The 26670-nt window shown below is 69.4% G+C and carries 23 protein-coding genes; 13 read left to right on the top strand and 10 right to left on the bottom strand.

Annotated elements, in window-relative coordinates; all coding sequences use genetic code 11:
• Nucleotides 1-141: 141 nt before the first annotated feature.
• Complete coding sequence (ggt, locus tag ACFP3H_RS15130; protein WP_378605869.1) at nt 142-2094, bottom strand: gamma-glutamyltransferase; 1953 nt, start codon at nt 2092-2094, stop codon at nt 142-144.
• An 81-nt stretch (nt 2095-2175) separates the two neighbouring features.
• Here ggt and ACFP3H_RS15125 point away from each other — a divergent pair, with 81 nt between their 5' ends.
• On the top strand, nt 2176-2868 hold the full coding sequence (locus ACFP3H_RS15125; RefSeq protein ID WP_378605866.1) for an HAD family hydrolase: 693 nt from the start codon (nt 2176-2178) through the stop codon (nt 2866-2868).
• A gap of 19 nt (nt 2869-2887) precedes the next feature.
• On the opposite strand, the gene ACFP3H_RS15120 is transcribed toward ACFP3H_RS15125, so the two are convergent.
• Nucleotides 2888-3304, bottom strand: a complete 417-nt coding sequence (locus ACFP3H_RS15120; protein ID WP_378605863.1) for a hypothetical protein — start codon at nt 3302-3304, stop codon at nt 2888-2890.
• A 94-nt stretch (nt 3305-3398) separates the two neighbouring features.
• On the opposite strand from ACFP3H_RS15120, the gene uvrC reads away from it, so the two are divergent.
• From uvrC to tpiA, 7 genes are all read left to right on the top strand, one after another.
• Complete coding sequence (uvrC, locus tag ACFP3H_RS15115) at nt 3399-5384, top strand: excinuclease ABC subunit UvrC (RefSeq protein WP_378605860.1); 1986 nt, start codon at nt 3399-3401, stop codon at nt 5382-5384.
• A gap of 121 nt (nt 5385-5505) precedes the next feature.
• Nucleotides 5506-6462 (top strand): RNase adapter RapZ, encoded by a 957-nt coding sequence (gene rapZ / locus ACFP3H_RS15110; RefSeq protein ID WP_378605857.1) that lies wholly within the window; start codon nt 5506-5508, stop codon nt 6460-6462.
• Nucleotides 6459-7523, top strand: a complete 1065-nt coding sequence (locus ACFP3H_RS15105) for a gluconeogenesis factor YvcK family protein (protein ID WP_378605854.1) — start codon at nt 6459-6461, stop codon at nt 7521-7523. Before rapZ ends, ACFP3H_RS15105 begins: the two co-directional genes overlap by 4 nt.
• Nucleotides 7514-8497: a DNA-binding protein WhiA gene (gene whiA, locus ACFP3H_RS15100; protein ID WP_071928885.1), complete on the top strand. Its 984-nt coding sequence runs from the start codon at nt 7514-7516 to the stop codon at nt 8495-8497. The genes ACFP3H_RS15105 and whiA overlap by 10 nt, the downstream gene beginning before the upstream one ends.
• A 188-nt stretch (nt 8498-8685) precedes the next feature.
• Complete coding sequence (gene gap / locus ACFP3H_RS15095) at nt 8686-9702, top strand: type I glyceraldehyde-3-phosphate dehydrogenase (protein WP_378605850.1); 1017 nt, start codon at nt 8686-8688, stop codon at nt 9700-9702.
• A gap of 5 nt (nt 9703-9707) precedes the next feature.
• A complete protein-coding gene (locus ACFP3H_RS15090) occupies nt 9708-10922 on the top strand; it encodes a phosphoglycerate kinase (protein WP_378605847.1) in 1215 nt (404 codons plus the stop codon).
• A gap of 3 nt (nt 10923-10925) precedes the next feature.
• Nucleotides 10926-11714 (top strand): triose-phosphate isomerase, encoded by a 789-nt coding sequence (gene tpiA, locus ACFP3H_RS15085; protein WP_378605844.1) that lies wholly within the window; start codon nt 10926-10928, stop codon nt 11712-11714.
• Nucleotides 11715-11780: 66 nt separating this feature from the next.
• On the opposite strand, the gene ACFP3H_RS15080 is transcribed toward tpiA, so the two are convergent.
• Both ACFP3H_RS15080 and ACFP3H_RS15075 read right to left on the bottom strand, forming a co-directional pair.
• Nucleotides 11781-12560: an META domain-containing protein gene (locus tag ACFP3H_RS15080; RefSeq protein ID WP_378605841.1), complete on the bottom strand. Its 780-nt coding sequence runs from the start codon at nt 12558-12560 to the stop codon at nt 11781-11783.
• Between the two features lie 60 nt (nt 12561-12620).
• Entirely contained in the window at nt 12621-13115 is a 495-nt protein-coding gene (locus tag ACFP3H_RS15075; RefSeq protein ID WP_378605838.1) for an MmpS family transport accessory protein, read from the bottom strand.
• Nucleotides 13116-13281: 166 nt separating this feature from the next.
• On the opposite strand from ACFP3H_RS15075, the gene ACFP3H_RS15070 reads away from it, so the two are divergent.
• On the top strand, nt 13282-14868 hold the full coding sequence (locus tag ACFP3H_RS15070) for an MFS transporter (RefSeq protein ID WP_378606409.1): 1587 nt from the start codon (nt 13282-13284) through the stop codon (nt 14866-14868).
• 34 nt (nt 14869-14902) lie between these two features.
• Nucleotides 14903-15136 carry a preprotein translocase subunit SecG gene (secG, locus tag ACFP3H_RS15065; RefSeq protein ID WP_101468684.1) on the top strand — a complete coding sequence of 78 codons (234 nt, stop codon included), beginning with the start codon at nt 14903-14905 and terminating at the stop codon, nt 15134-15136.
• A 59-nt stretch (nt 15137-15195) separates the two neighbouring features.
• Here the strand turns inward: secG and ACFP3H_RS15060 are convergent, their stop codons facing one another.
• Nucleotides 15196-17325: a dehydrogenase E1 component subunit alpha/beta gene (locus ACFP3H_RS15060; protein ID WP_378606406.1), complete on the bottom strand. Its 2130-nt coding sequence runs from the start codon at nt 17323-17325 to the stop codon at nt 15196-15198.
• 367 nt (nt 17326-17692) lie between these two features.
• Between ACFP3H_RS15060 and ACFP3H_RS15055 the strand changes: the two genes are divergently transcribed.
• From ACFP3H_RS15055 to ACFP3H_RS15045, 3 genes are all read left to right on the top strand, one after another.
• On the top strand, nt 17693-18352 hold the full coding sequence (locus ACFP3H_RS15055; RefSeq protein WP_378605834.1) for a hypothetical protein: 660 nt from the start codon (nt 17693-17695) through the stop codon (nt 18350-18352).
• Between the two features lie 203 nt (nt 18353-18555).
• Nucleotides 18556-18999: a hypothetical protein gene (locus ACFP3H_RS15050; RefSeq protein ID WP_378605831.1), complete on the top strand. Its 444-nt coding sequence runs from the start codon at nt 18556-18558 to the stop codon at nt 18997-18999.
• Nucleotides 19000-19033: 34 nt separating this feature from the next.
• Complete coding sequence (locus tag ACFP3H_RS15045) at nt 19034-19690, top strand: hypothetical protein (protein WP_378605828.1); 657 nt, start codon at nt 19034-19036, stop codon at nt 19688-19690.
• A 52-nt stretch (nt 19691-19742) separates the two neighbouring features.
• On the opposite strand, the gene pgl is transcribed toward ACFP3H_RS15045, so the two are convergent.
• From pgl to tkt, 5 genes are read right to left on the bottom strand one after another with little or no spacing between them, the layout of a single operon-like run.
• Complete coding sequence (gene pgl / locus ACFP3H_RS15040; protein WP_378605825.1) at nt 19743-20528, bottom strand: 6-phosphogluconolactonase; 786 nt, start codon at nt 20526-20528, stop codon at nt 19743-19745.
• Entirely contained in the window at nt 20521-21429 is a 909-nt protein-coding gene (gene opcA, locus ACFP3H_RS15035; RefSeq protein WP_378606403.1) for a glucose-6-phosphate dehydrogenase assembly protein OpcA, read from the bottom strand. The genes pgl and opcA overlap by 8 nt, the downstream gene beginning before the upstream one ends.
• Entirely contained in the window at nt 21426-22997 is a 1572-nt protein-coding gene (gene zwf, locus ACFP3H_RS15030; RefSeq protein ID WP_378605822.1) for a glucose-6-phosphate dehydrogenase, read from the bottom strand. The genes opcA and zwf overlap by 4 nt, the downstream gene beginning before the upstream one ends.
• 4 nt (nt 22998-23001) lie before the next feature.
• On the bottom strand, nt 23002-24135 hold the full coding sequence (gene tal / locus ACFP3H_RS15025; RefSeq protein WP_378605819.1) for a transaldolase: 1134 nt from the start codon (nt 24133-24135) through the stop codon (nt 23002-23004).
• Between the two features lie 4 nt (nt 24136-24139).
• Entirely contained in the window at nt 24140-26281 is a 2142-nt protein-coding gene (tkt, locus tag ACFP3H_RS15020) for a transketolase (protein ID WP_378605816.1), read from the bottom strand.
• Nucleotides 26282-26670: the final 389 nt, after the last annotated feature.

Raw genomic sequence — 26670 nt, 5'->3', positions numbered from 1 at the left:
ACGCCTCGCAGGATTGACGCGAGGCCTCGGGCACTGCTGAAGTCCCACGCCGATGTCGCCGCGCCGCCGACTGATCCCGCGGTCGCCGTGCGCTGACCGCCCCGCGCTCGGCGCCCCGCGACCATCCGGGGCGCCCGAGCGTCAGCGGGTGTCGCCGAGCACCGCGCCCTCCCGGCGTGGATCCGCGCCGCCGATCCACCCGTCCTTCCCGTTGCGTTGCAGGGCGCTGAGCCCGCTGGACTGTGGCGCCACCGACACCTCGTGGCCCATGGCCCGGAGTTTCTCGATCAGGGGATCGTGGTCGCCGTTGTCGGTGGCGTCGATATCGGGATGCTCGCCGCCGACCCCGGTGACCGGGGTGTTGCCCGCGCCGAAGGACACCGCCGAGACCGCCTGCTGCGGGTCGAGGCCCCAATCCAGCGTGTTGATCAGGGTTTTCACGACGAACTGGATGATCACCGAACCGCCGGGCGACCCGGTGACGAGTGTCAGTTCGCCACGGTCGCCCTTGTCGTCGCGGTCGAACACCAGCGTCGGCGCCATCGAACTGCGGGGCCGCTTGTTCGGTTGGAGCCGATTGGCGACCGGGGTGCCGTCGGGATCGACGGGGTCGGCGGCGAAGTCGGTGAGCTGGTTGTTGAGCACGAACCCGTCGACGAGATGGAACGACCCGAACGCCGATTCGACCGTGGTGGTCATCGCGGCGGCGTTGCCGTGCTTGTCCACCACCGAGATGTGGCTGGTGCCGTGCTCGGGCGGCTGCGGGCCGTTGCCCAGTGGGACCGGACCGAGGTTGCCCGGCTCGGCGGTGCCCATGCTGCGCTGCGGGTCGATCAGCGTCGAGCGCTCCTTGAGGTACTGCGGGTGCACCAGCGACAGCACCGAATTGCCCGGCAGCGGAACGAAATCGGGGTCGGCGACGTACTTGTTGCGATCGGCGTAGGCCAGTCGCTCCGCCTCGGAGACCAGGTGCACGGCCTGCGCGTCGGGCCGGCCACCGTTGGCGTCGAGGTCTTGGGGACCCAGCGCGGCCAGGTCGAAATTGGCCAGGATGCCCAAGGTCGCGGCCACTGTGCTGCCACCCGAGGACGGCGCGGGCATCCCACACAGCTCGAACTTGCGGTACCCGGTGCACAGGGGAGTGCGCTTCTTCGCCTGGTAGTTCGCCAGATCCGAGGCTGTCAGCAGGCTCGGCGTCCGGCCGCCCGCGGTGCTGCCCGCCGAGGCGACGATGGCCTGGGCGATGGCGCCGCTGTAGAAGGCATCGGCGCCGTCGGTGGCGATCGCCGACAGCGTCTTGGCCAGGGCCGGATTGGTGAGCACCGTTCCCGCGGCCTTCGGCGACCCGTCGGTTTCGAGGAAGTAGCCGCGCGCGCCGTCGTCACCGGCGAGGTCGGTCGCCGATTCGGCGATCTGCGCGGCCAGGCGCGAACTGATCTCGAAACCGTTGTCGGACAGCTCGATCGCGGGTTCGAACAGTTGTTTCCACTCGGTCTTCCCGTGCTCGGTGTGCGCGAGCTCGAGCATCCGCAGCACCCCGGGCACCCCGATGGAACGGCCGCTGGCCCTGGTGTTGGGGGCGGGTTCGGTCTGATCGGTGTCGCTGACCCAGCGCAGGTAGTTCTCCGTCGCCGCGGCGGGCGCGGTCTCGCGACCGTCGTAGGTCTCGACCGTGCGCGACTTCGCGTCGTAGTACACCAGGAACGCTCCGCCGCCGATCCCGGACGCCTGCGGTTCCACCAACCCGAGCACCGCCTGCGCGGTGACCAGCGCGTCGGTGGCCGTGCCACCATCCCGCAATACCCGACACGCGGCCTCGGTGGCCAGGGGATTGGCCGTCGAGACCGCGTAGGTGCTGGTGCGCACGGCCGTCATGTCGGAGCGGTAGCCCGAGGCGATCTCGGGATCGGTGCTCAGATTCTGCGTGGTCGGCGCGCCCCCTGCGGTGGGCGGCGGCGCGGACACCGCGGTGCCGTTGGGCGTGCTCGTGCACTCCGCGGCCTTGTCGTCCTCGGTCGAACAGCCGGTCAGTACCCCCAGCGCGAGCACTGCGGCCGTCGTGGCCCCTATCCACGTCCGTCGCCTTGGCGTCATCTGCCCACCCTAACGCGCACCTCCGACACAGTCGGCGCATTTGCCCCGGCGGTCGCCGCCGGGCTGGCTACCCTGGTGGACATGGCCATCGACGCGGTGCTGTTCGACTTCTCCGGCACGGTATTTCGCTTGGAGGACGACTGGCGCTGGGCCGACGAACTCGTCGGCGACGACGGCGTGCCGTTCGACGTGGCCGCGAAAGCCGAAGTGCTGCGCCGGATGACGGCCCCGGTCGCGCAGTTCATGAGCTTCGACGCCGTGGGTCAACACGCCTGGGACAACCGCGATCTCGACCCCGCCCTGCACCGCCACGCCTACCTCGAAGTGCTGCGCGGCTCCGGCGTCCCCGCCGCCAACGCCGACGGCCTCTACGCGCGCCTCATCGACCCCCTCGCCTGGACCCCCTACCCCGACACCGGAACGGTTCTGGAATCCCTTGCCGCCCAAGGTATCCCGATCGCCATCGTCAGCAATATCGCCTTCGACATCCGCCCCGCCTTCGACGCGCACGGCTGGACCGACCTGATCGGTTCGATGACCCTGTCTTACGAGGTCGGTGCCATGAAACCGAATCCCCGCATCTTCCGCGACGCCACCGACCGCCTCGGCGTCGACCCCGAACGCGTCCTGATGATCGGCGACAGCGCCGAAGCCGACGGCGGCGCGACCGCCCTCGGCGCCCGGTTCGCCCTCGTCGAAGCCCTGCCGACCGCCGAGCGTCCTCGCGCCCTGCTCGACGTGCTGGCCGCCAACGGCCTGGTCACAGCCCCCTGACGCGCACCCCGTCGTCCGCTCAGGGGGTGGGGGTGAACCAGCGTTTCGCGGAGGGGCGCAGCAGCAGGGCCGCGACCGCGCCGTTGGCCACGACGCCGACCAGACCCGGCGGCAACTTGGTGAACAGACCGCTGATCGACACGACCGCGCCCAGCAGTGCCACCGCGATCGTGGCCAGCCGCAACCGCTCCCCGCGCCGGAAGAACAGCACCGCCAGCGGAACCAGCGCGAAGGTGGGCACGTAGCCCGCCACCAGCAGCCCGACCGAATGCGGCTGACTCAGCAGCAGCGCCGCCCCGAGCACGACGACCCCGACAGCGGCCGACCCGATGACGATGATCCGAGCGCCGCGCACCGTACCGGGCGCGACCCAGGGCGGAGTCACCTCGTCGTCGTACAGGTCATCGCTCGTTCGCGGCGCGGCACCGTTGGTCACGAGCACTCACGGTACACAGCGGGTGGGTGTGACCGCCGCCCCGTCGCTGATCGGCTCCGGCAGACCTGTCGGAGCCCCTCGCTACGCTGGACAGGTGGCAGATCCCGCGACCTACCGGCCCGCGCCGGGGACCATTCCCGTCGAACCCGGTGTGTACAAGTTCCGGGACGTGCACGGGCGGGTCATCTACGTCGGCAAGGCCAAGAGCCTGCGCAGTCGGTTGAACTCCTACTTCGCCGACGTGTACTCCCTGCATCCGCGCACCAAGCAGATGGTGACCACGGCGGCCTCGGTCGAGTGGACGGTGGTCTCCACCGAGGTCGAGGCGCTACAGCTCGAGTACAACTGGATCAAGGAATTCGATCCGCGGTTCAATGTGCGCTACCGCGACGACAAGACCTATCCGGTGCTCGCGGTGACGCTGCACGAGGAATACCCGCGCCTGTTCGTCTATCGCGGGGCCCGCAAGAAGGGCGTGCGCTACTTCGGCCCCTACGCCCACGCCTGGGCCATCCGCGAGACCCTCGACCTGCTGCTGCGGGTGTTCCCCGCGCGCACCTGCTCCAACGGGGTCTTCAAGCGGCACAACCAGATCGGGCGCCCCTGCCTGCTCGGCTACATCGACAAGTGCTCGGCCCCGTGCGTGGGCCGGGTCAGCGCCGACGAACACCGCCAGATCGTCGAGGACTTCTGCGACTTCCTCTCCGGCAAGACCGACAAGATGGTGCGCGCCCTCGAGCGCCGCATGCACCAGGCCGCCGAGGACCTCGACTTCGAGACCGCCGCCCGCCTGCGCGACGACGTCCAGGCCCTGCGCCGCGCGCTCGAGAAACAGGCCGTGGTCCTCGGCACCGGCACCGACGCCGACGTGATCGCCTTCGCCACCGACGAGCTGGAGGCCGCGGTCCAGATCTTCCACGTCCGCGACGGTCGCGTGCGCGGTCAACGCGGCTGGGTCGTCGACAAGTCCGGTGACGCGCTCGACGTCGCCGAATCGGGCACCGAACTGGCCGCCCTCGTCGAACAGTTCCTCACTCAGTTCTACGGCGAGCAGGCCGCGATGGCCGACCAGAACGAGGACGCCGCCGTCGTCGTCCCGCGCGAGGTGCTCGTCCCCGAACTGCCCGCCGACGCCGAGGAGATCGGGGAGTGGCTCAGCCGGATGCGCGGCTCGGCGGTCTCGCTGCGCGTGCCACAGCGCGGCGACAAGAAGGCGCTGGCCGAAACCGTGCAGCGCAACGCCGCCGAGGCCCTGGCCCAGCACAAGCTGCGCCGCGCCGGTGACCTGACCTCGAGATCGCAAGCGCTACAAGACATTCAGGACGCCCTCGACCTCGACACCGCGCCCCTGCGGATCGAATGCGTCGACATCAGCCACGTGCAGGGCACCGACGTGGTCGCCTCGCTGGTCGTGTTCGAGGACGGGCTGGCCCGCAAATCCGACTACCGCCACTACGCGATCAAGGAGGCCGCGGGCGACGGCCGCTCCGACGACGTCGGCTCCATCGCCGAGGTGACCCGCCGCCGCTTCGCCCGCCTGGCCCGCGACCGCGAACAACCCGTCGACGTCGAACCCGACGACACCGACGAACCCGCCTCGCGCCCCGGCATCGACCCCACCACCGGCCGCCCGCGCCGCTTCGCCTACCCGCCCAACCTCTACGTCGTCGACGGCGGCGCACCCCAGGTCGCCGCCGCCGCGGAGGTCCTCGACGAACTCGGCATCACCGACGTGGCCGTGATCGGGCTGGCCAAACGCCTCGAGGAGGTGTGGGTGCCCGGCGAGGCGGACCCGGTGATCATGCCGCGCAACAGCGAGGCCCTCTTCCTGCTCCAACGCGTGCGTGACGAGGCCCACCGCTTCGCCATCAACTTCCACCGCAGCAAACGCTCGCGCCGGATGACCGCCTCGGCGCTGGACTCGGTACCGGGCCTCGGCGAGACCAGACGCACCGCGCTGGTCACCCACTTCGGCTCGGTCGCCAGAATCAAGGACGCCACCGTCGAGGAGATCACCTCGGTGCCCGGTATCGGGGTCTCCACGGCGAAAGCGGTGCTCGCGGCACTGAACAGTTCCTAGCCGGTACCGGGGACCGATCGCAGGACGCAACATTGCGTGTGCCGTACGTTGTGTGTCTGCGCCCGATACCCCCACCGGTGCGGGATGATCGAAAGGCACCCAGAAACGGATCCGGTAGGACATGACACGCGTCGAATCGAATAACAAGGCGGGGGCGGCACCCGGGCAGTCCGGGTCGGTCACCGACACACAGCAACCCGTAGAAGTGGTCATCGTGACCGGCTTGTCCGGCGCGGGCCGCGGCACTGCCGCGCGCGTGCTGGAGGACCTCGGCTGGTACGTCACCGACAACCTCCCGCCGGAACTGATCGGGCCGATGATCGAACTCGGCGCCGCCGCCGACCCGCCGATCCGACGATTGGCGCTGGTCATGGACGTGCGCAGCCGGTTCTTCACCGGCGAGCTCGCCGGGGTCACCGAGCAGTTGCGCGCCGCGGGCATCAGGACGCGGGTGCTGTTCCTCGAGGCCTCCGACGACGTGCTGATCCGGCGCTTCGGCTTCGCCCGGCGTCGCCACCCGTTGCAGAGCGACAGCCCCGACGGCACCCTCTCGGCCGGTCTCACCGCCGAACGGGCCCGCCTCGCCGCGGTCAAGGGCGCCGCCGACCTGGTGATCGACACCACCGAGCTGTCCATCCACCAGCTGCACCGCAAGCTGGAGGAGGCCTACGGCGCTGGCGCGCCAACGACACTGCAGCTGACCGTGCAGTCCTTCGGCTTCAAGTACGGTGTTCCCCTCGACGCCGACATGGTGTTGGACGTGCGATTTCTGCCCAACCCGCATTGGATTCCGGAATTGCGGGAACACACCGGACAGGAGTCGGTGGTCAGCGACTACGTGCTGTCGCGTCCCGGTGCGCAGGACTACCTGGGCACCGGCAAACACCTGGTCGAGCTGACCACGACCGGATACCGCCAAGAGGGGAAGCGATACATGACCGTGGCAGTGGGGTGCACAGGCGGCAAGCACCGCAGCGTCGCCATCGCGGAGGCACTCGGTGAGCGCATCGGCGCCGACACCGGGCCCGCGGCGGCCGACGTGGTGCGCGTCGTGCACCGAGATCTGGGGCGCGAATGAGCAGAACCGACACCGCCCCGGCCGTCGTCGCGCTGGGCGGTGGTCACGGGCTGTACGCGACCCTGACCGCGCTGCGCCGACTCACCGACAAGATCACCGCCGTGGTCACCGTCGCCGACGACGGCGGCTCCTCGGGCCGACTGCGCGCCGAACTGGGCATGCTCCCGCCGGGTGATCTGCGCATGGCGCTGGCCGCGCTGTCCGCCGATGCCGAGGGCGTGTGGACCACCACCGCCCAGCACCGCTTCGGCGGCACCGGCGCGCTGGCCGGGCACTCGGTGGGCAATCTGATCCTGGCCGGACTCACCGACATCCTCGGCGACCCGGTCGCGGCCCTGGACGAGATGGGTCGGCTGCTGCGGATCACCGGGCGGGTGCTGCCGATGTCGCCGATTCCGCTCGACATCGAGGCCGAAGTCTCGGGGCTGGAATCGGATCCGCGCATCGGTCGGTGTGTGCGCGGCCAGGTTGCGGTGGCGACCACGCCGGGTAAGGTCCGGCGGGTGCGGCTGATTCCCGCCGATCCGCCCGCCGGGCCAGAGGCGACCGCGGCCGTCGAGGCCGCGGATGTCGTTGTGCTCGGCCCTGGTTCGTGGTTCACCAGTGTCATTCCGCACGTGTTGGTGCCGCGCCTGCGCGAGGCGCTGGTGCGCACCGACGCACGCAAAGTGCTCGTGCTGAATCTGGCGGCGGAGCCGGGGGAGACGGCCGGCTTTTCCGCGGAGCGTCATCTGCATGTATTGTCCCAGCACGCACCGGATTTCGCGGTCGACGACATCCTCGTCGACTCGGCGTCGGTGCCCGAGGGGCGGCAACGCGAACATGTGGCAAGAGCCGCCGAACAGTTGCGTGCACGGGTAACGTTCTGCGATGTCGCCGAGCCGGGAACGGATCGGCATCATCCCGGAAAACTAGCCGCCGCACTGGATCAGCTGATCCGATCGCCGCGGCCGCAGCTGGCTGGGCTTCGATTCGAGAGACGGCACAGTGCGTCAGATGTGCACAGTGTTGCAGATGAGCGTTCGGGGTCGGTGGGAAAGGAGCGCGTCTCGTGGCGATGACAGCCGAGGTGAAAGACGAGCTGAGCAGGCTCGTGGTGTCGCAGGTCAGTTCGCGTAAGGCGGAACTGTCGGCGCTGCTGCGGTTCGCCGGCGGTCTCCACATTGTGGGGGGCAGGGTGATCGTGGAAGCCGAGGTGGACATGGGGTCCATCGCCCGGCGCCTACGCAGGGAGATCTTCGAGCTCTACGGATACGGTTCCGACGTGCACGTTCTCGGTGCGGGCGGACTGCGAAAGACCTCGCGCTACGTGGTGCGGGTGTCGAAGGAGGGCGAGGCGCTGGCGCGGCAGACCGGGTTGCTCGATGTGCGCGGTCGACCGGTGCGCGGGCTGCCCGCGCAGGTGGTCGGCGGCAGCATCGGCGACGCCGAAGCGGCCTGGCGCGGTGCGTTTCTGGCGCACGGCTCACTTACCGAGCCGGGACGTTCCTCGGCGCTCGAGGTGAGCTGCCCCGGCCCGGAGGCCGCGTTGGCCCTGGTCGGCGCCGCTCGCCGGTTGGGCATCACGGCCAAGGCGCGCGAGGTGCGCGGCACCGACCGCGTGGTCGTGCGCGACGGTGAGGCGATCGGCGCCCTGCTCACCCGCATGGGCGCGCAGGACACCCGGCTCACCTGGGAGGAACGGCGGATGCGTCGCGAGGTGCGCGCCACCGCCAACCGCCTGGCCAACTTCGACGACGCCAACCTGCGTCGGTCGGCGCGCGCGGCGGTCGCGGCGGCGGCCAGGGTCGAACGCGCGCTCGAGATCCTCGCCGACGACGTGCCCGACCATCTCGCCGCGGCGGGCCGGTTGCGGGTGCAGCACCGGCAGGCCTCGCTCGAGGAACTCGGCCAGCTGGCCGACCCGCCGATGACCAAAGACGCGGTGGCGGGCCGGATCCGGCGCCTGCTGTCGATGGCCGACCGGCGGGCCAAGGATCTGGGCATTCCCGACACCGAGTCGGCGGTCACCGCCGAGCTGCTCGACGACGCGTAGCGCGGATTTCGCGTCGACGAATCGGGGCAGAGCGGTCATGTTCGACCGCTCTGCCCCTTACTCTGGGAGCACTGAACTCAGGACGGCCGGGGAGCTCACTATTCACAGGTGGCTGTCGTGATGTCAGCCACGGCTACTAGTGTGGTGACGGTCGGAATGAATCCGCTTGAAAGCTGAGGAGCGATAACGTGACTGTCCGGGTAGGTATCAACGGCTTCGGTCGTATCGGACGTAATTTCTTCCGTGCGGTGGAGGCGCTGAAGGCCGTCGGCGAGACCGATATCGAGATCGTCGCGGTCAACGACCTCACCGACATCAACACCCTCGCGACCCTGCTGAAGTACGACTCCATCCTGGGTCGGCTGCCGCAGAACGTCTCCGTCGAGGGCGACACCATCGTGGTCGGCGAGCAGCGCATCAAGGCGCTCGCGATCAAGGAAGGCCCCTCGGCACTGCCGTGGGCCGAACTGGGTGTCGACGTCGTCGTCGAGTCCACCGGTATCTTCACCGCCGCCGAGAAGGCGAAGGGTCACCTGTCCGCCGGCGCCAAGAAGGTCATCATCTCCGCGCCCGCCACCGGCGACGACATCACCATCGTGATGGGCGTCAACGACGACAAGTACGACGGCAGCCAGAACATCATCTCCAACGCCTCGTGCACCACCAACTGCCTCGGCCCGATCGCCAAGGTCCTCAACGACTCGTTCGGCATCGTGAACGGTCTGATGACCACGATCCACGCCTACACCCAGGACCAGAACCTGCAGGACGCGCCGCACAAGGACCTGCGTCGCGCCCGCGCCGCGGCCCTGAACATCGTCCCCACCGGCACCGGTGCCGCCAAGGCCATCGGCCTGGTGCTGCCCGAGCTGCAGGGCAAGCTCGACGGCTACGCGCTGCGCGTCCCGGTCCCGACCGGCTCGGTCACCGACCTCACCGCGACCCTGGCCAAGCCGGCCACCATCGAGGAGATCAACGCCGCGATGAAGGCCGCCGCCGAGGGCCCGATGAAGGGCATCCTCAAGTACAACGAGGACCCGATCGTGTCCAGTGACATCGTCACCGACCCGCACTCCTCGATCTACGACGCGCCGCTGACCAAGGTCATCGACAACCAGGTCAAGGTCGTGTCCTGGTACGACAACGAGTGGGGCTACTCCAACCGCCTGGCCAACCTGGTCGATCTCGTCGGCAAGTCGCTCTGACCGCGATGACAGTTCAGACTCTTCAGGACCTGTTGGCCGAGGGCGTCGAGGGCCGGGGCGTGCTCGTGCGCTCCGACCTGAACGTCCCGCTCGACGACAACGGTCAGATCACCGACCCCGGCCGCATCGTCGCCTCGGTCCCCACCATCGCGGCACTGGTCGAGGCCGGTGCCAAGGTGGTCGTGATGGCACACCTGGGCCGCCCCAAGGGCGAGCCCGACGCCAAGTACTCGCTGGCCCCCGTGGCGGCGAAGCTGGCCGAGCTGCTGGGCCGCAATGTCCAGCTGGCCGGTGACGTGGTGGGCTACGACGCGCTCTCGCGCTCGGAGGGCCTCACCGACGGCGACGTGCTGCTGCTCGAGAACGTGCGCTTCGACCCGCGCGAGACCAGCAAGGACGACGCGGACCGGGCCAAGCTGGCCGCGGCCTTCGTCGAGCTGGTCGGCGACGACGGCGCGTTCGTCTCCGACGGTTTCGGTGTCGTGCACCGCAAGCAGGCCTCGGTCTACGACGTGGCCCAGCAGCTGCCGCACTACGCGGGCGGCTTGGTCGCGGCCGAGGTCGAGGTGTTGCGCAAGCTCACCCAGGATCCGGCTCGCCCGTACGCGGTCGTGCTCGGCGGTTCCAAGGTCTCCGACAAGCTCGCGGTGATCGAGGCGCTGGCCCCCAAGGTCGACACCCTGGTGATCGGCGGCGGCATGTGCTTCACCTTCCTTGCCGCGCAAGGGCTTCCGGTCGGCGGCTCGCTGCTGCAGGCCGAGATGATCGACACCTGCAAGGACCTGCTCGAGCGCTTCGGCGACGTGCTGCACCTGCCGGTCGACATCGTGGTGGCCGACAAGTTCGCCGCCGACGCCGACAGCAAGACCGTCGCCTCGACCGAGATCCCCGACGGCTGGCTCGGTCTCGACATCGGCCCCGAGTCGGTGGCCCGGTTCTCCGCGCTGCTCACCGAGGCCAAGACCGTGTTCTGGAACGGCCCGATGGGCGTGTTCGAGTTCGCGAAGTTCGCCGACGGCACCCGCGGCGTCGCCGAGGCCATCGTGACCGCCACCGCCAAGGGTGCGTTCACGGTCGTCGGCGGTGGCGACTCGGCGGCCGCCGTGCGCGCCCTGGGCCTGCCCGAGGACGGTTTCTCGCATATCTCCACCGGTGGTGGCGCGTCCCTGGAATACCTGGAAGGCAAAGAGCTGCCCGGTATTTCGGTACTGGAGGGCTGAGCGATGGCAGCACGCAAACCGCTCATCGCGGGCAACTGGAAGATGAACCTCAACCACCTCGAGGCCATCTCGCTGGTGCAGAAGGTCGCCTTCGCGCTGCCCGAGAAGTACTTCGCCAAGGTCGACGTGACGGTGATCCCGCCGTTCACCGACCTGCGCAGTGTGCAGTCCATCGTCGACGGCGACAAGCTGCTGCTCACCTACGGCGCGCAGGACGTGTCCGCGCACGACTCCGGCGCCTACACCGGGGAGATCAGCGGGTCGATGCTGGCCAAGCTCGGTTGCACCTTCGTGGTGGTCGGGCACTCGGAGCGTCGCCAGTACCACCACGAGGACGACGCGACCGTGCTGGCCAAGGCCAAGCAGGCGCTGAAGAACGAGATCACCCCGATCGTGTGCATCGGTGAGGGTCTCGGCGTCCGCGAGGCGGGCACGCACGTCGAGTACAACCTCGAGCAGCTGCGCGGTTCGCTCAAAGGTCTGACGGCCGAACAGATCTCGCAGGTCGTCATCGCCTACGAGCCGGTCTGGGCCATCGGCACCGGCAAGGTCGCCTCGGCGGCCGACGCGCAGGAAGTGTGCGGCGCGATCCGCGGCGAGCTCGAGAAGCTGGCCTCCCCGGAGATCGCCGCCGGTGTGCGCGTGCTCTACGGCGGCTCGGTCAACGCCAAGAACATCGGTGAGCTGATCCGTCAGCCCGACATCGATGGGGCGCTGGTCGGCGGCGCGTCGCTCAAGGGCGACGAGTTCGCGACCCTCTCGGCGATCGCCGCGGGTGGTCCGCTGCCCTGATCGCGGGGTGTGACTCGCGGGGCCGGGAACCGAGCAATCGGTTTCCGGCCCTTCGTCATTCGGGGCCTATCGCGCCCGCAGGGACAGCCCGAACCCGTTGTCGTTGCGCAGGGTGAGCTGGTCGGCGTCGACGGTGGCGGTGGCGCGGCCGTCCAGGGCTCGCAGCACGTTCTGTTCGATCTCCATCACGTCCTCGGCGCACATCATCCGGGTGGTGGCGACGGTGAAGGTGACGGTGGCGCCGTCGACGAGCGCGGTGCCGGTCATCCGGTTGCAGCCGGTCGAGCCGGTGAGGGTGCCGTCCGCGCTGATCGTGAGGTTCGGGCCCGCCTCGTCGAGCGCGGTCGAGCGGACCTGCGCGTCGGGGGTGAGCATCCCGGTCACCACCCAGTCGGTGCCGGTCAGCGGCTTGTCCGGGGTGAGGACCTTCTTATCGGTCAGGCGCACGGTGCTGTTCTCGCCGGTCAGCGTGAGCTCGTCGCCGTCGAGACGCCAGGTGGGCGCCGATTCCAGGAAACCGTGCTGCCACGCGTCGGCCTCGCCGCGATCCCCGGGGCACGCCATCAACGTGCCGGCCAGCGGGGAAGTGCGGATCGTGTGGTCGCTCAGGTCTACGCTGCCGCTGGCGGAATTGCAGCCCGAGTTCGCCGAGATCCGCCCGTCGGTGAAACTCAGCGTCAGCGGGCCGCCGCCGGGAATCGGGTCGCCGTCGACGGCGGTGGAGATATAGGTCTTGCCCATCGGCGTCGCCGTGCTCGGCTCCGGCGACTGCTCCGGGGAGCCGCACCCGAGGACTCCCGTGCCGATCAGGGCGAGGACGGCCAGACGCGCAGGGGTGATCCGCATGCGCTCGATCGTACGGCCCGCCCCGAACACCGACCGGCGGCGTTCGGGGCGGGCGCGGAACTACTTGGCCGCGTCACCCGAGCAGATGGCGCTGGCGAACTGGCCGGTGGCCTGATCCTCGTCGATCACCTTGTCGCCCACGGTGATCTTGCACGACACCGTGCCGCCCTCGGCGCCGGCGAGCACGCTCAGCGACACGTACTTCACCAGCCCGGTCACCGTCACGTCCTTCGACCACGGCAGGGCCACATCGGAGTCCTGGGCCACCTCGAGGCTGCCGTCACTGTAGGTGACCGTCGACGTGCCGGTGCCACCCGCCTGATAGGACACAGTGACCTCGCGGTTGACCTCGTTCTCGATCTCGTTGGCCACCGTGCCGACGAGCGCGACACATCCACCCACGATCAGCAACAGCACGACCAGGACGCCACCGAGCACCCACGGCCACACCTTCTTCTTGCGCGGCGGCTGCGGGTAGCCCCCGTGCGGCGGGTAACCACTGCCCTGGGGTTGCTGGCCGTAGGGCTGCTGCGGGTAGCCGGACGGGACTGTCATGGAAATTCCTCCGTGTCATACGAACTGCCCCGAACCGAACGGGAGCTCTCTGAGATCGTCGGCCCGCGCCACGGGGTTAACAGCGGGCCCGGATCCGGGTGCGCGGCACAGTCGTCGCGGCGCGCCGGTTGGGAGTCGCCACGGATATGCTCGGCGGGTGACGAGCGTGGCGGCGGACCGGATCTCGACCTGGGCGCCGTTGCGCTCGCCGGTGTTCCGGGCGCTGTGGATCGCGCAGCTGGTGTCGAATCTGGGCACCTGGATGCAGACGGTCGGCGCGCAGTGGATCCTGGTGGATCAGCCGAACGCGGCGGCGCTGGTGTCGTTCGTGCAGACCGCGATCGCGCTGCCGGTGATGCTGCTGTCGATCCCGTCCGGGGTGCTGGCCGACCTGGTGGATCGGCGGCGGCTGCTGATCGGCGCCCAAGCGGGCATGGCGGTGGCCTCGCTCACCCTCACCGTGTTCACCGCCACCGGCCACACCACCCCCGCGGTCCTGCTCTCGCTGCTGTTCCTGCTCGGTTGCGGGCAGGCGCTCACCGCGCCCGCGTGGCAGGCGGTCCAGCCGGAACTGGTACCGCGCGATCAGATCGCCTCGGCGGCGGCGCTGGGCAGCATGAGCGTCAACATCGGTCGGGCCGTCGGCCCAGCGGTGGCGGGCGTGATCGTCTCGATCGCCGGACCGACGGTGGTGTTCGGGTTCAACACGCTCTCGTTCATCGGGATCGTGGCGGTGCTGCTGGTGTCGAAGTGGCCCACGCGCACCAGCCCACTGCCCAGCGAGCGCCCGCTGGCCGCCCTCCAGGCCGGGACCCGGTTCATCCGCGCCGCGCCCGCGATCCGGCGGGTGCTGTTCCGGGCGATCCTGTTCATCGCCCCCGCGAGCGCGGTGTGGTCGCTGCTGCCGGTGATCGCGCACGACCGACTCGGCCTGTCCTCGGCCGGATACGGGTTGCTGCTCGGCGCGCTCGGGCTCGGCGCGGTCTGCGGCGCGCTCGGCCTGTCCCGGCTGCGGACGCTGTTCACGCCCACCCAGCGGCTCGCGCTGGCCGCGGTGCTGTTCGCGATGGGCGCGGTCGCCACCGCCCTGGTCGAGCAGGTGGTGCTGGTGATCGTGCTGCTGGTCGGGGCCGGGCTGGCCTGGTTGCTGGCCATGTCGACATTGAACTCGACCATGCAGCTGCTGCTGCCCGCGTGGGTGCGCGCCCGCGGGCTGTCGGTGTACATGCTGGTGTTCATGGGCGGGCAGGCCATCGGCTCGCTGGTCTGGGGCCTGGTCGCCGGCGCCTACGGTGCGGTGAGCGCGCTGCTGCTCGCGGCGGCGCTGCTGGTGGCCTGCGCGGTGACCACGCTGTGGTGGCCGATCCGACACAACGTCGAGGACATCGACCTGTCCCCGGCGGCCTACTGGCCCGAACCGCAACTCGTCGTCGAACCCGATCCCGCCGACGGACCCGTGCTGGTCATGCGCGGCTACGACGTCCCGCCCGCCGACGTGGCCGCCTTCACCGACTCGATGGCGCTGGTCGGACGCTCGCGCCAGCGCACCGGCGCGATGGAATGGCGCCTCTACCGCGACGTCGGCACCGTCGACCGGTTCGTCGAAGCCTTCGTCGTGCGCTCCTGGGCCGAGCACATGCACCAGCATCAGGTCCGGCTGACCGCCCGCGACCGCGAGATCGAACAGACCGTCGTCCAGTACGCCGCGGGCGCCCACACGGTCTCCCACCTGGTGGCCGTGGAGGCTGGTTAGACCCCGCGGTCCTCGACCACCTAGGATGAACACCATGTCGCTGTTCCTCGATATCCTCCTTGTGATCACCAGCTTGCTGTTGGTGCTGCTGGTGCTGTTGCACCGCGCCAAGGGCGGCGGCCTGTCCAGCCTCTTCGGTGGCGGCGTGCAGTCGAGCCTGTCCGGTTCCACCGTCGTCGAGAAGAACCTCGACCGCATCACCATCTTCGTCGGCATCGTCTGGTTCATCGCGATCCTCGGCATCGGCCTCGAGATCAAGTTCGCCTGATCCCGCTCCCCGTTCGCCCCACCGCAGGCCGGTGGGGCGATCTTCTTGGCTCGACGTGTCTACCGTCGCACCAGGCGAAGGGCCGCTGACTCGATCATCGACTCGGTCAGCAGGACCGTGTCGGCCGCCGGGCCCAGCGGGATGAAGCTGTCGGCGCTGGTGACGCGGGCGAGGGCGCCGCGATACCCCGCGTCGATCAGGGCCGCGTAGACGGACTCCGAAACCCCTCCGCTGCTACGGGTTTCGTCGGCGATCAGCACGCTGCCGGTCGCCTCGGCGTGGTGGAGCAGGTCGTCGAGGGGGAGTGGGTTCAGCCAGCGCAAGTCGAGTACCCGCGTGCTGATGCCCTGGGCGGCAAGGTTTTTCGCGGTGCGCAGGCTCATCGGGACGCCGTTTCCGAAAGTGACGATGGTCAGGTCCGTGCCGGTGCCGTGGACGCGGGCGCTGCCGATCGGGACGTGGTCGATGGTGGGGGAGGCGAGCCAGGCTTCGTCGCCGGGGTGCAGGTCGCGGGTGTGATAGAGCGCGATCGGTTCGATGATGACGCAGACGCGGCCGTCGACCCTGGCCGCGGAGACACACGTGCGCAGGATCGCGGCGGCGTCGTCGGCGCGCGACGGGACCGCCACGATCACACCGGGGATGTCGCGCAGGGCGGCCAGGGAATTGTCGTTGTGGAAGTGGCCGCCGAAGCCCTTCTGGTAGGCGAGCCCGGCGATGCGCAGGACCATCGGGTTGCGGTAGCCGCCATTGGAGAAGAAACCGAGGGTGGCCGCTTCGCCACGGATCTGATCGGCGGCATTGTGCAGGTAGGCGAGGTATTGGACCTCGGGGACGGGGATGAACCCGGCCAGGGCGGTGCCGAGCGCGGTGCCGAGGATCGCCTGTTCGTCGAGCAGGGTGTCGAAGACGCGGCGGGCGCCGAAGCGTTTGCGCAGGCCCTTCGTGACGCCGTAGACGCCGCCTTTGCGGGCCACGTCCTCGCCGAAGACGAGGATGTCGGGGTCGCGGGTGAGGAGTTCGTCGAGGGTGTGGTTGATCGCCTGGGCCAGGGTCAGCGGAGGTGACGGTTGGCTTGCGCCGGAAGATGATTCGCGGCCCGCGGCGGTTCGGACGACATCCTCGCGGACGGCTGCGGGGCGGGCCGGGGCGAGGGGCGCGATCACGGCCTCGGCGGAATCCAGCCGCTTCTCCTCGACCACCTGCGCGGCCGTTTCCCGCACCCGCGCCCCGATCCGCTCGTAGCGCTCGAGCAACTCGGCCGCGTCGGCCACTCCCGCCCCGATCAGATAGCGGGCCGTGCCCAGCAGCGGGTCGCGGGCCAGATCCGCGGCGATCTCGGCCGGACCGCGATAGGCCGACTCCATATCCGACCCCGCGTGCCCGCCGAGGCGCACCGTGCGCAGATGCAGGAACACCGGCGTGCGCCACGTGCGCGCCAGATGCGCGGCGTCCTGGGCGGCCCCGAGCGCGTCGGGCAGATCGCACCCGTCGGCGGCGAGATAGGTCAACCCCGGACGCGGCCCGTACGCGCGTTCGATCCAGTCCGGCGCGGTGGGCACGCTGATGCCGAGCCCGTTGTCCTCGCACACGAACAGCACCGGCATCGGCACCCCCTGATGCGCCGCGTGCAACGCCGCATTGACTGCACCGACGGCCGTCGAATGATTGGCCGAGGCATCCCCGAAACTGCACACCACCACCGCGTCGGCGGGCCACGGACACGAAACGCCTTGCCGCGCAGCCCTATCCAGCGCGAACGCCAACCCCACCGCCCGTGGCAGATGCGAGGCGATCGTCGAGGTCTGCGGAATGATCGACGCCGCCGCACTCCCGATCACCTTGTGCCGCCCACCCGAAATCGGATCGGTCGCCGCCGCGACCACCCCCAGCAGCACGTCCCGAATCGGATCCGCCCCCGGAATCCGCCGACACCGCTGCACGAAGAACGCCCCCGACCGGTAGTGCAGAAGCGCCGGGTCATCGACCCGCAACGCCGCCGCCACCGCCGCGTTCCCCTCGTGCCCCGACGACCCGATGCTGTAGAAACCCTGCCGAGCCGCCCCGAGCCGTCGCGCCGCCAGATCGAGATGCCTACTGGTGACCTGCGATTCGAACAATTCGATCCCGAACTCGGCGTCGATCCCCTCGACCGCGTCGATCCGCTCGGGCACGCTCAGCGTCGTCATCGCGGCCCGGAAAGCCCCATCGAGGTCGAACGAACCCACCGCCACCACTCCTCGCCTACGGTCGAGTCGACGGCCACAACCGTCGCCATGGGGAGAAAACTACTGCGATCAGCGGGGGAAGCGGGCAATTTCGCCGGTCGTGGGGCGGACGTGTTGTGGGCTGCTGACAGTTCGATCGCCCCACGACGTCGCCGGCCGCGCTGATCAGGACGGTACGGAGGTGCTCGGTACAGCCGTCGATCGCGCGATCGGCGCGTTCTCGGGCTCGGGAATCCCTGGCCCGCACCGTGGGACGCGGTCGCGCGCGGGCCGAGTTCGCTGGGCCGGTAGTGTCCGAAGGTCAGTTCGGACGGCGAAAGAGGGGGCCATGACGACGCCAGGTTCGTGGGGGTATCCACAGCAGCAGTACGGCTCGCCGCCGTACGGGCAACCGCACTATCCGCCGCAGCAGCCACCGCCCGCGCACTACGGCGCACCGCAGCCGAATTACGCGGCCCCGCAACAACTCCCACCCGCCGGTCCGGAAGAGAGCCCGGCCGTGCAGGCCTACCTGGCCGCCGTCGCCCAGCACATGTCCATGGGCGGCCTCCAGGTCAGCCGCAACTGGTTGGGCCCGGTCCTGTCCCTGATCGGCGTCGGCGCGGTGATCAAGAGCGCCCTCAACCCCATCGAACTGGCCGTCTGCGTCGGTCACGCGGGCGAGATCTCACCCGCCACCGTCGCCGGTTTCACCAGGCAGGTCGACGAATTCGCCCGCTCGATCCGCCGCCCCAGCGCCTTCGTCGTCAAAGGCGGCGCCTGCGCCGTCGCCGCCCTCCTCTCCGACCGCGTCCACCCGGCCAGCTTCGCCGCCGTCACCAACAAAGCGATGAGCTACGGCACCGTCGTAGTCCCCGCCGTCATCGACCTCACCAACCGCCGAATACTGATCGCCCAGAACACCCCCATGCTGGGCCTGGCCCTGTGGAGCACCGTCCGAGGCAAAGCGGCCACCTACCTCCCCGACCCCCGCGCGGTCCTCGGCTGAGCCTCGAACCCGGTGCGGGTCCTTCGAGGTGGCATCGGCGGGAACGGTACTGCCCGCCAGGATCTCATCGATCACACCGCGGTCAGCCGGGTGCCACCGAACGCGAATGCCTTGCGGCGGTTGGCCGTTGTCGATAGCGTTGCTGCCTGATGAACTCGGGGCGAAGGGGGATCATGGCTCGACGGCCGACACTTCCGGGTGCGGTGGTGTTGTGTCTGTTCGTGTTTTCAGCGGCCTGCGGTGAGACGTCGGCGACGACGGACTGTGGGATCGCCGAGCAGGTGTATCAGGACAGCGAAGTGGTGCTCGGTCGGATCAACGTGGCCATGGATCCGAACAACCCTGAGTTCGCCGACTATGACGTTCGGGACGACTTTGTTGCCGCCGGGTACAACGAGCTCGCTCAGATAGCGGAAAAGGGTGCGGAGTCGATGTCCGCGGGTGCGGTTCGTGAGGCCACGCGCGGGATGGTGCAGCCGTTTCGTGCGGGGGCGGAGTTCATCGGACGGGCGGACAAGAAGGAGGGCGACGGGGACATCCCGGTGATGACCCAGAAGCTCGAAGACATCGGTGTCGCCCGACAGGCCTTCTTCGACTCCTGCGACACCATCCCGCCCGTGCGGTCGGCTCGAAACCCCCTGTCCTGAGTGTATGTTCGGCGAACGGAATGAGATCAGCACGGTGAGTGTGGGAACGCGGATGGCGGCGCTGGTGGGCGTCGGGGTGGTGGCGGTGGGCTGTGCTTCGGGTGCGGAGGGGGCGGTCGGGGCGCTCGGCGCGTTGCCGTCGCTCGGTGACTTTCCGGCGGGGTACAGCCTGCTCGGGGCGCCGGAGTCCTTCGAGTCGGCGTTGCCCGCGCCGGATGACCGGATGGCGTTCGGGGATGAGCGGTGTCGGGTGTTGATCGAACCCCCGGCCGGACCGGGGGCGGGGGAATCGGTGGCGTCGGGAGTGGGGGCGGGGGTGTATCTGCTTCACATCGTCGAGTCGGATCGAACGGTGTCCGAGGTGGCGAGCGCGGTGGCGGAATGTGGTGAGATCAGGGCGAGTTCGCACCAGCGGAGCTTGGCGCTGACCAGGGGCACGGTGACGCCGGCGACGGCGACCACGGTCGGGTACCGGTACCGGGGAACCCAGGGGGTTCGGCACGAGCAGCAGATGGTGGAGACGCCGATGCAGCAGCAGCGACTGGTGGGTCGGGCGGGGGAGTACCTCGTGTCGATGTCGGTGACGGTGCTCGCGCGGCCGGGGGAGACGCTGACCGAGGCGAGTATCGAGGCCGAATCCGAGGTGCTGCGCACGGTTTTCGATCGGACGCTGGAACGCCTGGGTGGATGACACGCGAAGGCCGGGCCCGTGAACACGGACCCGGCCTTCGCGCGTACCAGCTCTATTCGTCGTCGAGCAGCAGGTCCGAGGCCGCGGCCTCGTCGATGACCCAGGTGGTGGATTCGGTGCCGATCGCACCGGCCGACGGGACATCGTCGGGGGAGGCGCCGTTGACCGCGGCGGCCACGGCGGCGGCCTTGCCGGTGCCGCTGACCACCAGCATCACGTGGCGCGAGCGGTGGACGGCGGGCAGGGTCAGCGAGACCCTCGTCGGCGGGGGCTTGGGGCAATCGTGCACCGCGACAACGTAATCCTTGGTCTCCCGGACGGCGGGAGAGTGCGGGAAAATGGAGTCGATGTGACCCTCGGGGCCCATGCCCAGGACCGTGAGGTCGATGTCGCCGCGCTCGTCGAGCTCGGTGTGCAGGATCTGGGCGTAGGCGGCGGCGGCTTCCTCGGGGGAACCGTAGGGGCCGTCGGAGGGGGCCATCGGGAAGACGTGCGCGGGGTCGAGCGGCACGAAGTTCAGCAGCGCCTCGCGGGCCTGGAGTTCGTTGCGGTCCTTGTCGTCGGCGGGCACGAAACGCTCGTCGCCCCAGTAGACGTAGAGCGTGGACCAGTCGATGTCACCGGGGGCCTGGCGAACCTTCTCCAGCAGGCGGATGCCGTCGCTGCCGCCGGTGAGCGAGACCGACGCGCTGCCGCGTTCGGCCTGCGCCGCGACGACCACTCCCACGAAACGTTCCGCGGCGGCGTCGGCGAGCAACTCGGGATCGTCGTGGATCTCGATCGTGTTGGCGGGGAACTCGTTGTCGAGGTCTTCGCGACTGTCGATATGGTCACTCATAGGTCACCTTCTCGATTCCGGCGAGCGCCTCGGCGTAGATCTCGTCGGCATCGAGTCGACGCAGTTCCTCGGCGAGGCAATCGCGAGTTTCCCGGCGGGCCAGCGCGATCCGCTGGTCGGGTTCGCCGGTGCGGGTCAGCGTTGCGGTCCTTCCTAGTTGCGGGCGTTCGATGGCGATCGAATCGGTGGCGCGCTGGATCTGCACCTTCAACTCCCCGGTCTTGCGAATCACCGGGCAGTGCAAGCGCGAAGCCAGCCACCCCGCCAGGGTATCGAGCGCGGGTTCCCCGGCAAGGCCCGACACGGTCACCGAAGTGACCGGTTCGAACGGCGGTTCGTCCAGTGCCGCGGCGAGCAGCGCGCGCCAGTAGGTGATGCGGCTCCACGCCAGATCGGTGTCGCCGGTGGCGTAGGTGTAGGCGCGCTTCTTGATCGCGGCCTGCGGGTCGGGGGCGTAGGTGGCGTCGGTGATGCGGCGCTTGGCCAGCTTGCCCACCGAGTCCATGGACGGGAACTCCGGCGCGCCACGCGGCCACCACGCCACCACCGGGGTGTCGGGCAGCAGGAACGGGGTCACCACGCTGCTCTCGTGATTGACCAGCGCGCCCTGTAGCCGTAGCACGATCACCTCGGCCGCCCCGGCGTCGCCGCCGACGCGAATCTGGGCGTCGAGGCGGGTCTCAGCGTCGCGGTCGCCGCGGGCCAGCACGATCACCCGGCAGGGGTGTTCGCGGCTGGCGTCGTTGGCGGCGTCGATCGCGTCCTCGGCCTCGGAGGAGTCCAGGGTGCACACCACCAGGGTCAGCACGCGGCCCTGGGTGATCACGCCGTTGGTCTCGCGCAACTGCACCATCCGCTTGCCGACCTCGACGGTGTTCGTGTCGGGCATGTCGACGATCACGGGCGCCGCCATTCCCGCCCGCTGCGCGCGAGCATCTCATCGGCCGAGGTGGGACCCCAGGTGCCCGCCTCGTAGGGTTCGGGTTTGCCGCCCGCGGCCCAGTGCGCGAGCACGGGATCGAGGATGCGCCAGGACAATTCGACCTCCGCGTTGACCGGGAACAGCGACGGCACCCCGAGCAGCACGTCGAGGATGAGGCGCTCGTAGGCCTCGGGGGAGGACTCGGTGAAGGCTTCGCCGTAGCTGAAGTCCATGTTCACGTCACGGACCTCCATACCCGAACCGGGCACCTTGGAGCCGAACCGCAGGGTGATGCCCTCGTCGGGCTGCACCCGGATGACCAGGGCGTTCTGGCCCAGTTCCTCGGTCATGGTCTGGTCGAAGGGTAGGTGCGGCGCGCGTTTGAAGACCACCGCGATCTCGGTGACCCGACGGCCCAGCCGCTTTCCGGTGCGCAGGTAGAACGGCACGCCCGCCCAGCGCCGGTTCTCGACGTGCAGGGTGAGCGCGGCGTAGGTCTCGGTGCGCGACTGCGGATCGAAACCCTCCTCCTGGTGCAGGCCGACCACGTGCTCGCTGCCCTGCCAGCCCTCGGTGTACTGGCCGCGCGCGGTCGTCTCGTCCAGGGGCGCGACGAGTTTGGTGGCCGAGAGGGCCTTGATCTTCTCGGTGGTGAGCTGCATCGGCTCGAAGGAGGTGGGCTCCTCCATCGCGGTCAACGCCAACAGCTGCAACAGGTGATTCTGGATGACGTCGCGCGCGGCGCCGATCCCGTCGTAATAGCCCGCGCGACCACCGAGGCCGATGTCCTCGGCCATGGTGATCTGCACGCTGTCGACATAGTTGGCGTTCCAGATCGGCTCGAACAGCTCGTTGGCGAACCGCAACGCCAGGATGTTCTGGACGGTTTCCTTGCCCAGGTAGTGGTCGATCCGGAAGACCTGCTCCTCGGGAAACACCCGGTTGACCAGGGCGTTGAGTTCCTTGGCGCTGGCCAGGTCGTGGCCGAAGGGCTTCTCGATCACCACCCGCCGCCACGGGGTGTACCCGTCGGGGTCGGGCTTGGCCTCGGCCAGGTCGTGCTCGCAGAGCTGATCGAGCACCACGGGGAACATGTTCGGCGGAATCGACAGGTAGAAGGCGTAATTGCCGCCGGTGCCGCGGGTTTCGTCCAGGCCCTTCAGGGTCTGGGCCAGGGTGGCGAAGGCGGTGTCGTCGTCGAAACTGCCCTGCACGAACCGCAAACCCTCGGCCAGGTGGTCCCAGACCTCCTGGCGGAAGGGGGTGCGCGCGTGCTTCTTCACCGATTCCAGCACCACCGAGGCGAAATCCTCGTCGGCGTAGTTGCGTCGCGCGAACCCGACCAGGGCGAAACCAGGGGGCAACAGCCCCTGGTTCGCCAGGTCGTAGATGGCCGGCATCAGCTTCTTACGGGACAGGTCTCCGGTGACACCGAAGATCACCAGGCAGCACGGGCCCGCGATGAAGGGCACCCGCTTGTCGCGTTCGTCGCGCAGCGGGTTGTGCCACAGCCCCGCCGTCTGATCCGTCGTCGCTGTGCCGGCCATCGCCTCAGTTGCCCTCCGCCGCGCCGGCCAGCTCGCCGGTGGTGGCCTCGATCAGTTCGTTCCAGGCGCTCTCGAACTTGTCGACACCCTCGCGCTCCAGCACCGCGAACACATCGTCGAGATCGATACCGACAGCGCTCAGTTCGGCGAAGACGGCGGCGCCCTCGGCACCGCGCCCGCTGAGCGTGTCGCCGGCGACCTCACCGTGATCGGCGAACGCCTGCAGCGTCTTCTCCGGCAGGGTGTTGACCGTGTTCGGCCCGACCAGCTCGGAGACGTAGAGGGTGTCGGGGTAGTTGGGGTTCTTCACCCCGGTCGACGCCCACAGCGGCCGCTGCCGGTTACCGCCCTGGGAGGCCAGGTGGTTGTAGGTGGAGGTGTGCGCGCCACCGTCGAACACGTCCTGGTACTCGGCGTAGGCCAGTCGCGCGTTGGCCAGACCGGCCTTGCCACGCAACGACAGCGCCTCGGGCGTGCCGATCGCCTCGAGCCGAGCATCGATCTCGGTGTCCACGCGGGAGACGAAGAACGAGGCGACCGAGTGGATCCTGGCCAGGTCGTGGCCGCCGATCTTGGCGTTGCGCAGGCCGTCGAGGTAGGCGCCCATCACCGCGCGGTAGCGCGGCACCGAGAAGATCAGCGTCACGTTCACGCTGATGCCCTCGCCGATCACCGAGGTGATGGCGGGCAGGCCCGCCTCGGTGGCCGGGATCTTGATGAACAGGTTCTTGCGGTCGACGATCTTCCACAGCTCGATCGCCTGGGCGACGGTCTTGTCGGCGTCGAAGGCGAAGCGCGGGTCGACCTCGATCGACACCCGCCCGTCCACGCCGCCGGTCGCCTCGAACACCGGCGCCAGCACGTCGCAGGCGGCGCGCACGTCGTCGGTGGTCATGGTGCGGATCGCCGCGTCGGCGTCGGCGCCCTGGGACGCGAGGTCTTTCAACTGCGCGTCGTAGGCGTGCCCGGCGCTGAGCGCGGCCTGGAAGATGCTCGGGTTGGTGGTGACACCGACGACGCTGCGGGTCGCGATCAGTTCGGCGAGATTGCCGGACTGGATGCGATCACGCGAGAGATCGTCGAGCCACACCGAGACGCCCGCGGCCGAGAGCGCGGCGAGATTCTCGTTCTGTGCCATGGATTTACCCCTTCACATTGTCGAGCGAACGCTGTGCGGCGGCGACGACGGCATCGGCGGTGATCCCGAACTCGTTGTACAGCTTCTGGTACGGCGCCGACGCACCGAAGTGGTCGATGCCGACATGCTCGCCGGCGTCGCCGAGGAAGCGGTGCCACGGCATCGCGATACCGGCCTCGACCGACACGCGGGCGCGGACCGACGGGGGCAGCACCGAATCGCGGTACGCCTTGTCCTGGGCGTCGAACCACTCCACACACGGCAGCGAGACCACGCGGGTCGCGATGCCCTGTCCCTCCAGGGTAGTGCGCGCGGCCAGCGCCAGATGGACCTCCGAACCGGTGGCCATCAGCACGACCTGCGGGGTGCCGTTCGCGGCGTCGGCCAGCACGTAGCCGCCCTTGGACGCGCCCTCGTAACTGGTGCCCTCGAGGGTCGGCACGTCCTGGCGGGTCAGCGCCAGCGCCGAGGGGCCGTCCTGCTTGGCGGGCTCGTAGACCGGGTAGTGCGAGTGGTGCTCGTCGGAACCGCGCTCGAGCAGCGAACGCCACACGTAGGCGGTCTCGTTGGCGTCGGCCGGGCGCAGCACGTTCAGACCCGGGATGGCGCGCAGCGAGGCCAGGTGCTCGATCGGCTGGTGGGTCGGGCCGTCCTCGCCCAGACCGATGGAATCGTGGGTCCACACGTAGGTGACCGTGGTGCGCATCATCGCGGCCAGGCGCACCGGCGGGCGCATGTAGTCGCTGAACACCAGGAAGGTGCCGCCGTAGGGGCGGGTCGGGCCGTGCAGGGCGATGCCGTTGAGGATCGAACCCATCGCGTGCTCGCGCACCCCGAAGTGCAGCGTGCGACCGAACGGCTCGGCCTTCCAGTGGCTGGTGGAGATGTCGGTCGGGCCGAAGCTGGGCTGGCCGGGCATCGTGGTGTTGTTGGACTCGGCCAGGTCGGCCGAACCGCCCCACAGCTCGGGCAGCACATCGGCCAGCGCCGCGAGCACCGCGCCGGAGGCCTTGCGGGTGGCCATGCCCTTGGCGCTGGGCTCGAACTCGGGCAGCGCCTTCTCCCAGCCCTCGGGCAGCTGACGGGCCTGCAGGCGCTTGTAGAGGGTGTGGTTGTCCGGGTTCTTCAGCGCCCACGCCGCGAACTCGAGCTCCCACTTGGCCGCGGCCTCGGCGCCACGGATCAGCGCCTTGCGGGTGTGGGCGATGACGTCGGGGTCGATCTGGAAGGAGGCGTCGGGGTCGAAACCGAGCTCCTTCTTGATCGCGGCCACCTCGTCGGCGCCCAGCGCGGCACCGTGCGCGGCGCCGGTGTTCATCTTGGTCGGCGCGGGGTAGCCGATGATGGTGCGCAGGATGATCAGCGACGGCTTGTTGCGCACCGCCTTGGCCTCGGCCAGCGCGGCCTCGATCGCCACCACGTCCTCGCCGCCCTCGACGGTCTGCACGTGCCAGCCGTAGGCCTCGTAGCGCGCGGCCACGTCCTCGTTGAACGCGATCAGCGTGTCGTCCTCGATGGAGATCTCGTTGTCGTCGTAGATCACCACGAGGTTGCCCAGCTGCTGGGTGCCCGCGATCGAGGACGCCTCGGAGGTGACGCCCTCCTCGAGATCGCCGTCGGAGGCGATGGTGTAGATGAAGTGGTCGAACAGGCTCTCGCCCTCGGCCGCGGCGGGATCGTAGAGGCCGCGCTCACGACGCGCCGCCATCGCCATGCCGACCGCGGAGGCCAGACCCTGACCCAGCGGGCCGGTGGTCATCTCGACACCGTTGGTGTGGCGGTACTCCGGGTGACCCGGGCACAGCGAACCCCACTGGCGCAGCGATTCCAGATCCTCGAGCTCGAGGCCGAAACCGGCGAAGTAGAGCTGGATGTAGAGGGTGAGGCTGGAGTGTCCGCACGAGAGCACGAAGCGGTCGCGACCGGTCCACCACGGATCGGCCGGGTTCTGACGCATGGTGCGCTGGAACAGGGTGTAGGCGACCGGCGCGAGGCTCATCGCGGTGCCGGGGTGCCCGTTGCCCGCCTTCTGCACCGCGTCGGCGGCCAGGACGCGGGCGGTGTCGACGGCCTTCGTGTCGAGGTCCGTCCAGTCGCTGGGGTAGTTCCGCTGAGTGAGGGCGTGAATGTCGCTGGTGACTGGCACGACCGTGGTTCTCCTGACCTAGGTTTCGTCGACGGCGATAGCTCGGCAGCGGCGGTGATGTCGTACGGGTCCTACGCGGCCGGATGCGTACCGATATACATGAATACCCTAGTGGTGCTGGCAGACCCGGTTGGCGCGAACCCTGGCATGAGTCTAGTTCGGATCGCGGCGATTCGGCGGTGCCCGGCCACGGGTGATCGCGCGGGGTGCGCGCGGCGGGGTCGCGGTGGCGTTCACCTGCGTGTCGAGGCCGGTTCACCGGTCGGTGGGCGGGCGCCGGACATGGTGACCGGGCCCACGGTGGCGGGGGCCTGGCGAACAGCGGCTGGTGAGGGGTCTACCATCCTCTGTAGTAGTGGCCGCGCCGCAGCCGCGCGCTGCTCGTTCCA

Origin of the sequence: Nocardia lasii, from assembly GCF_042658545.1 — a bacterium.
GTDB lineage: Bacteria > Actinomycetota > Actinomycetes > Mycobacteriales > Mycobacteriaceae > Nocardia > Nocardia lasii.
The sequence above is the reverse complement of the archived record's forward strand: the minus strand, read 5'-3'. Positions and strand labels throughout refer to the sequence as shown.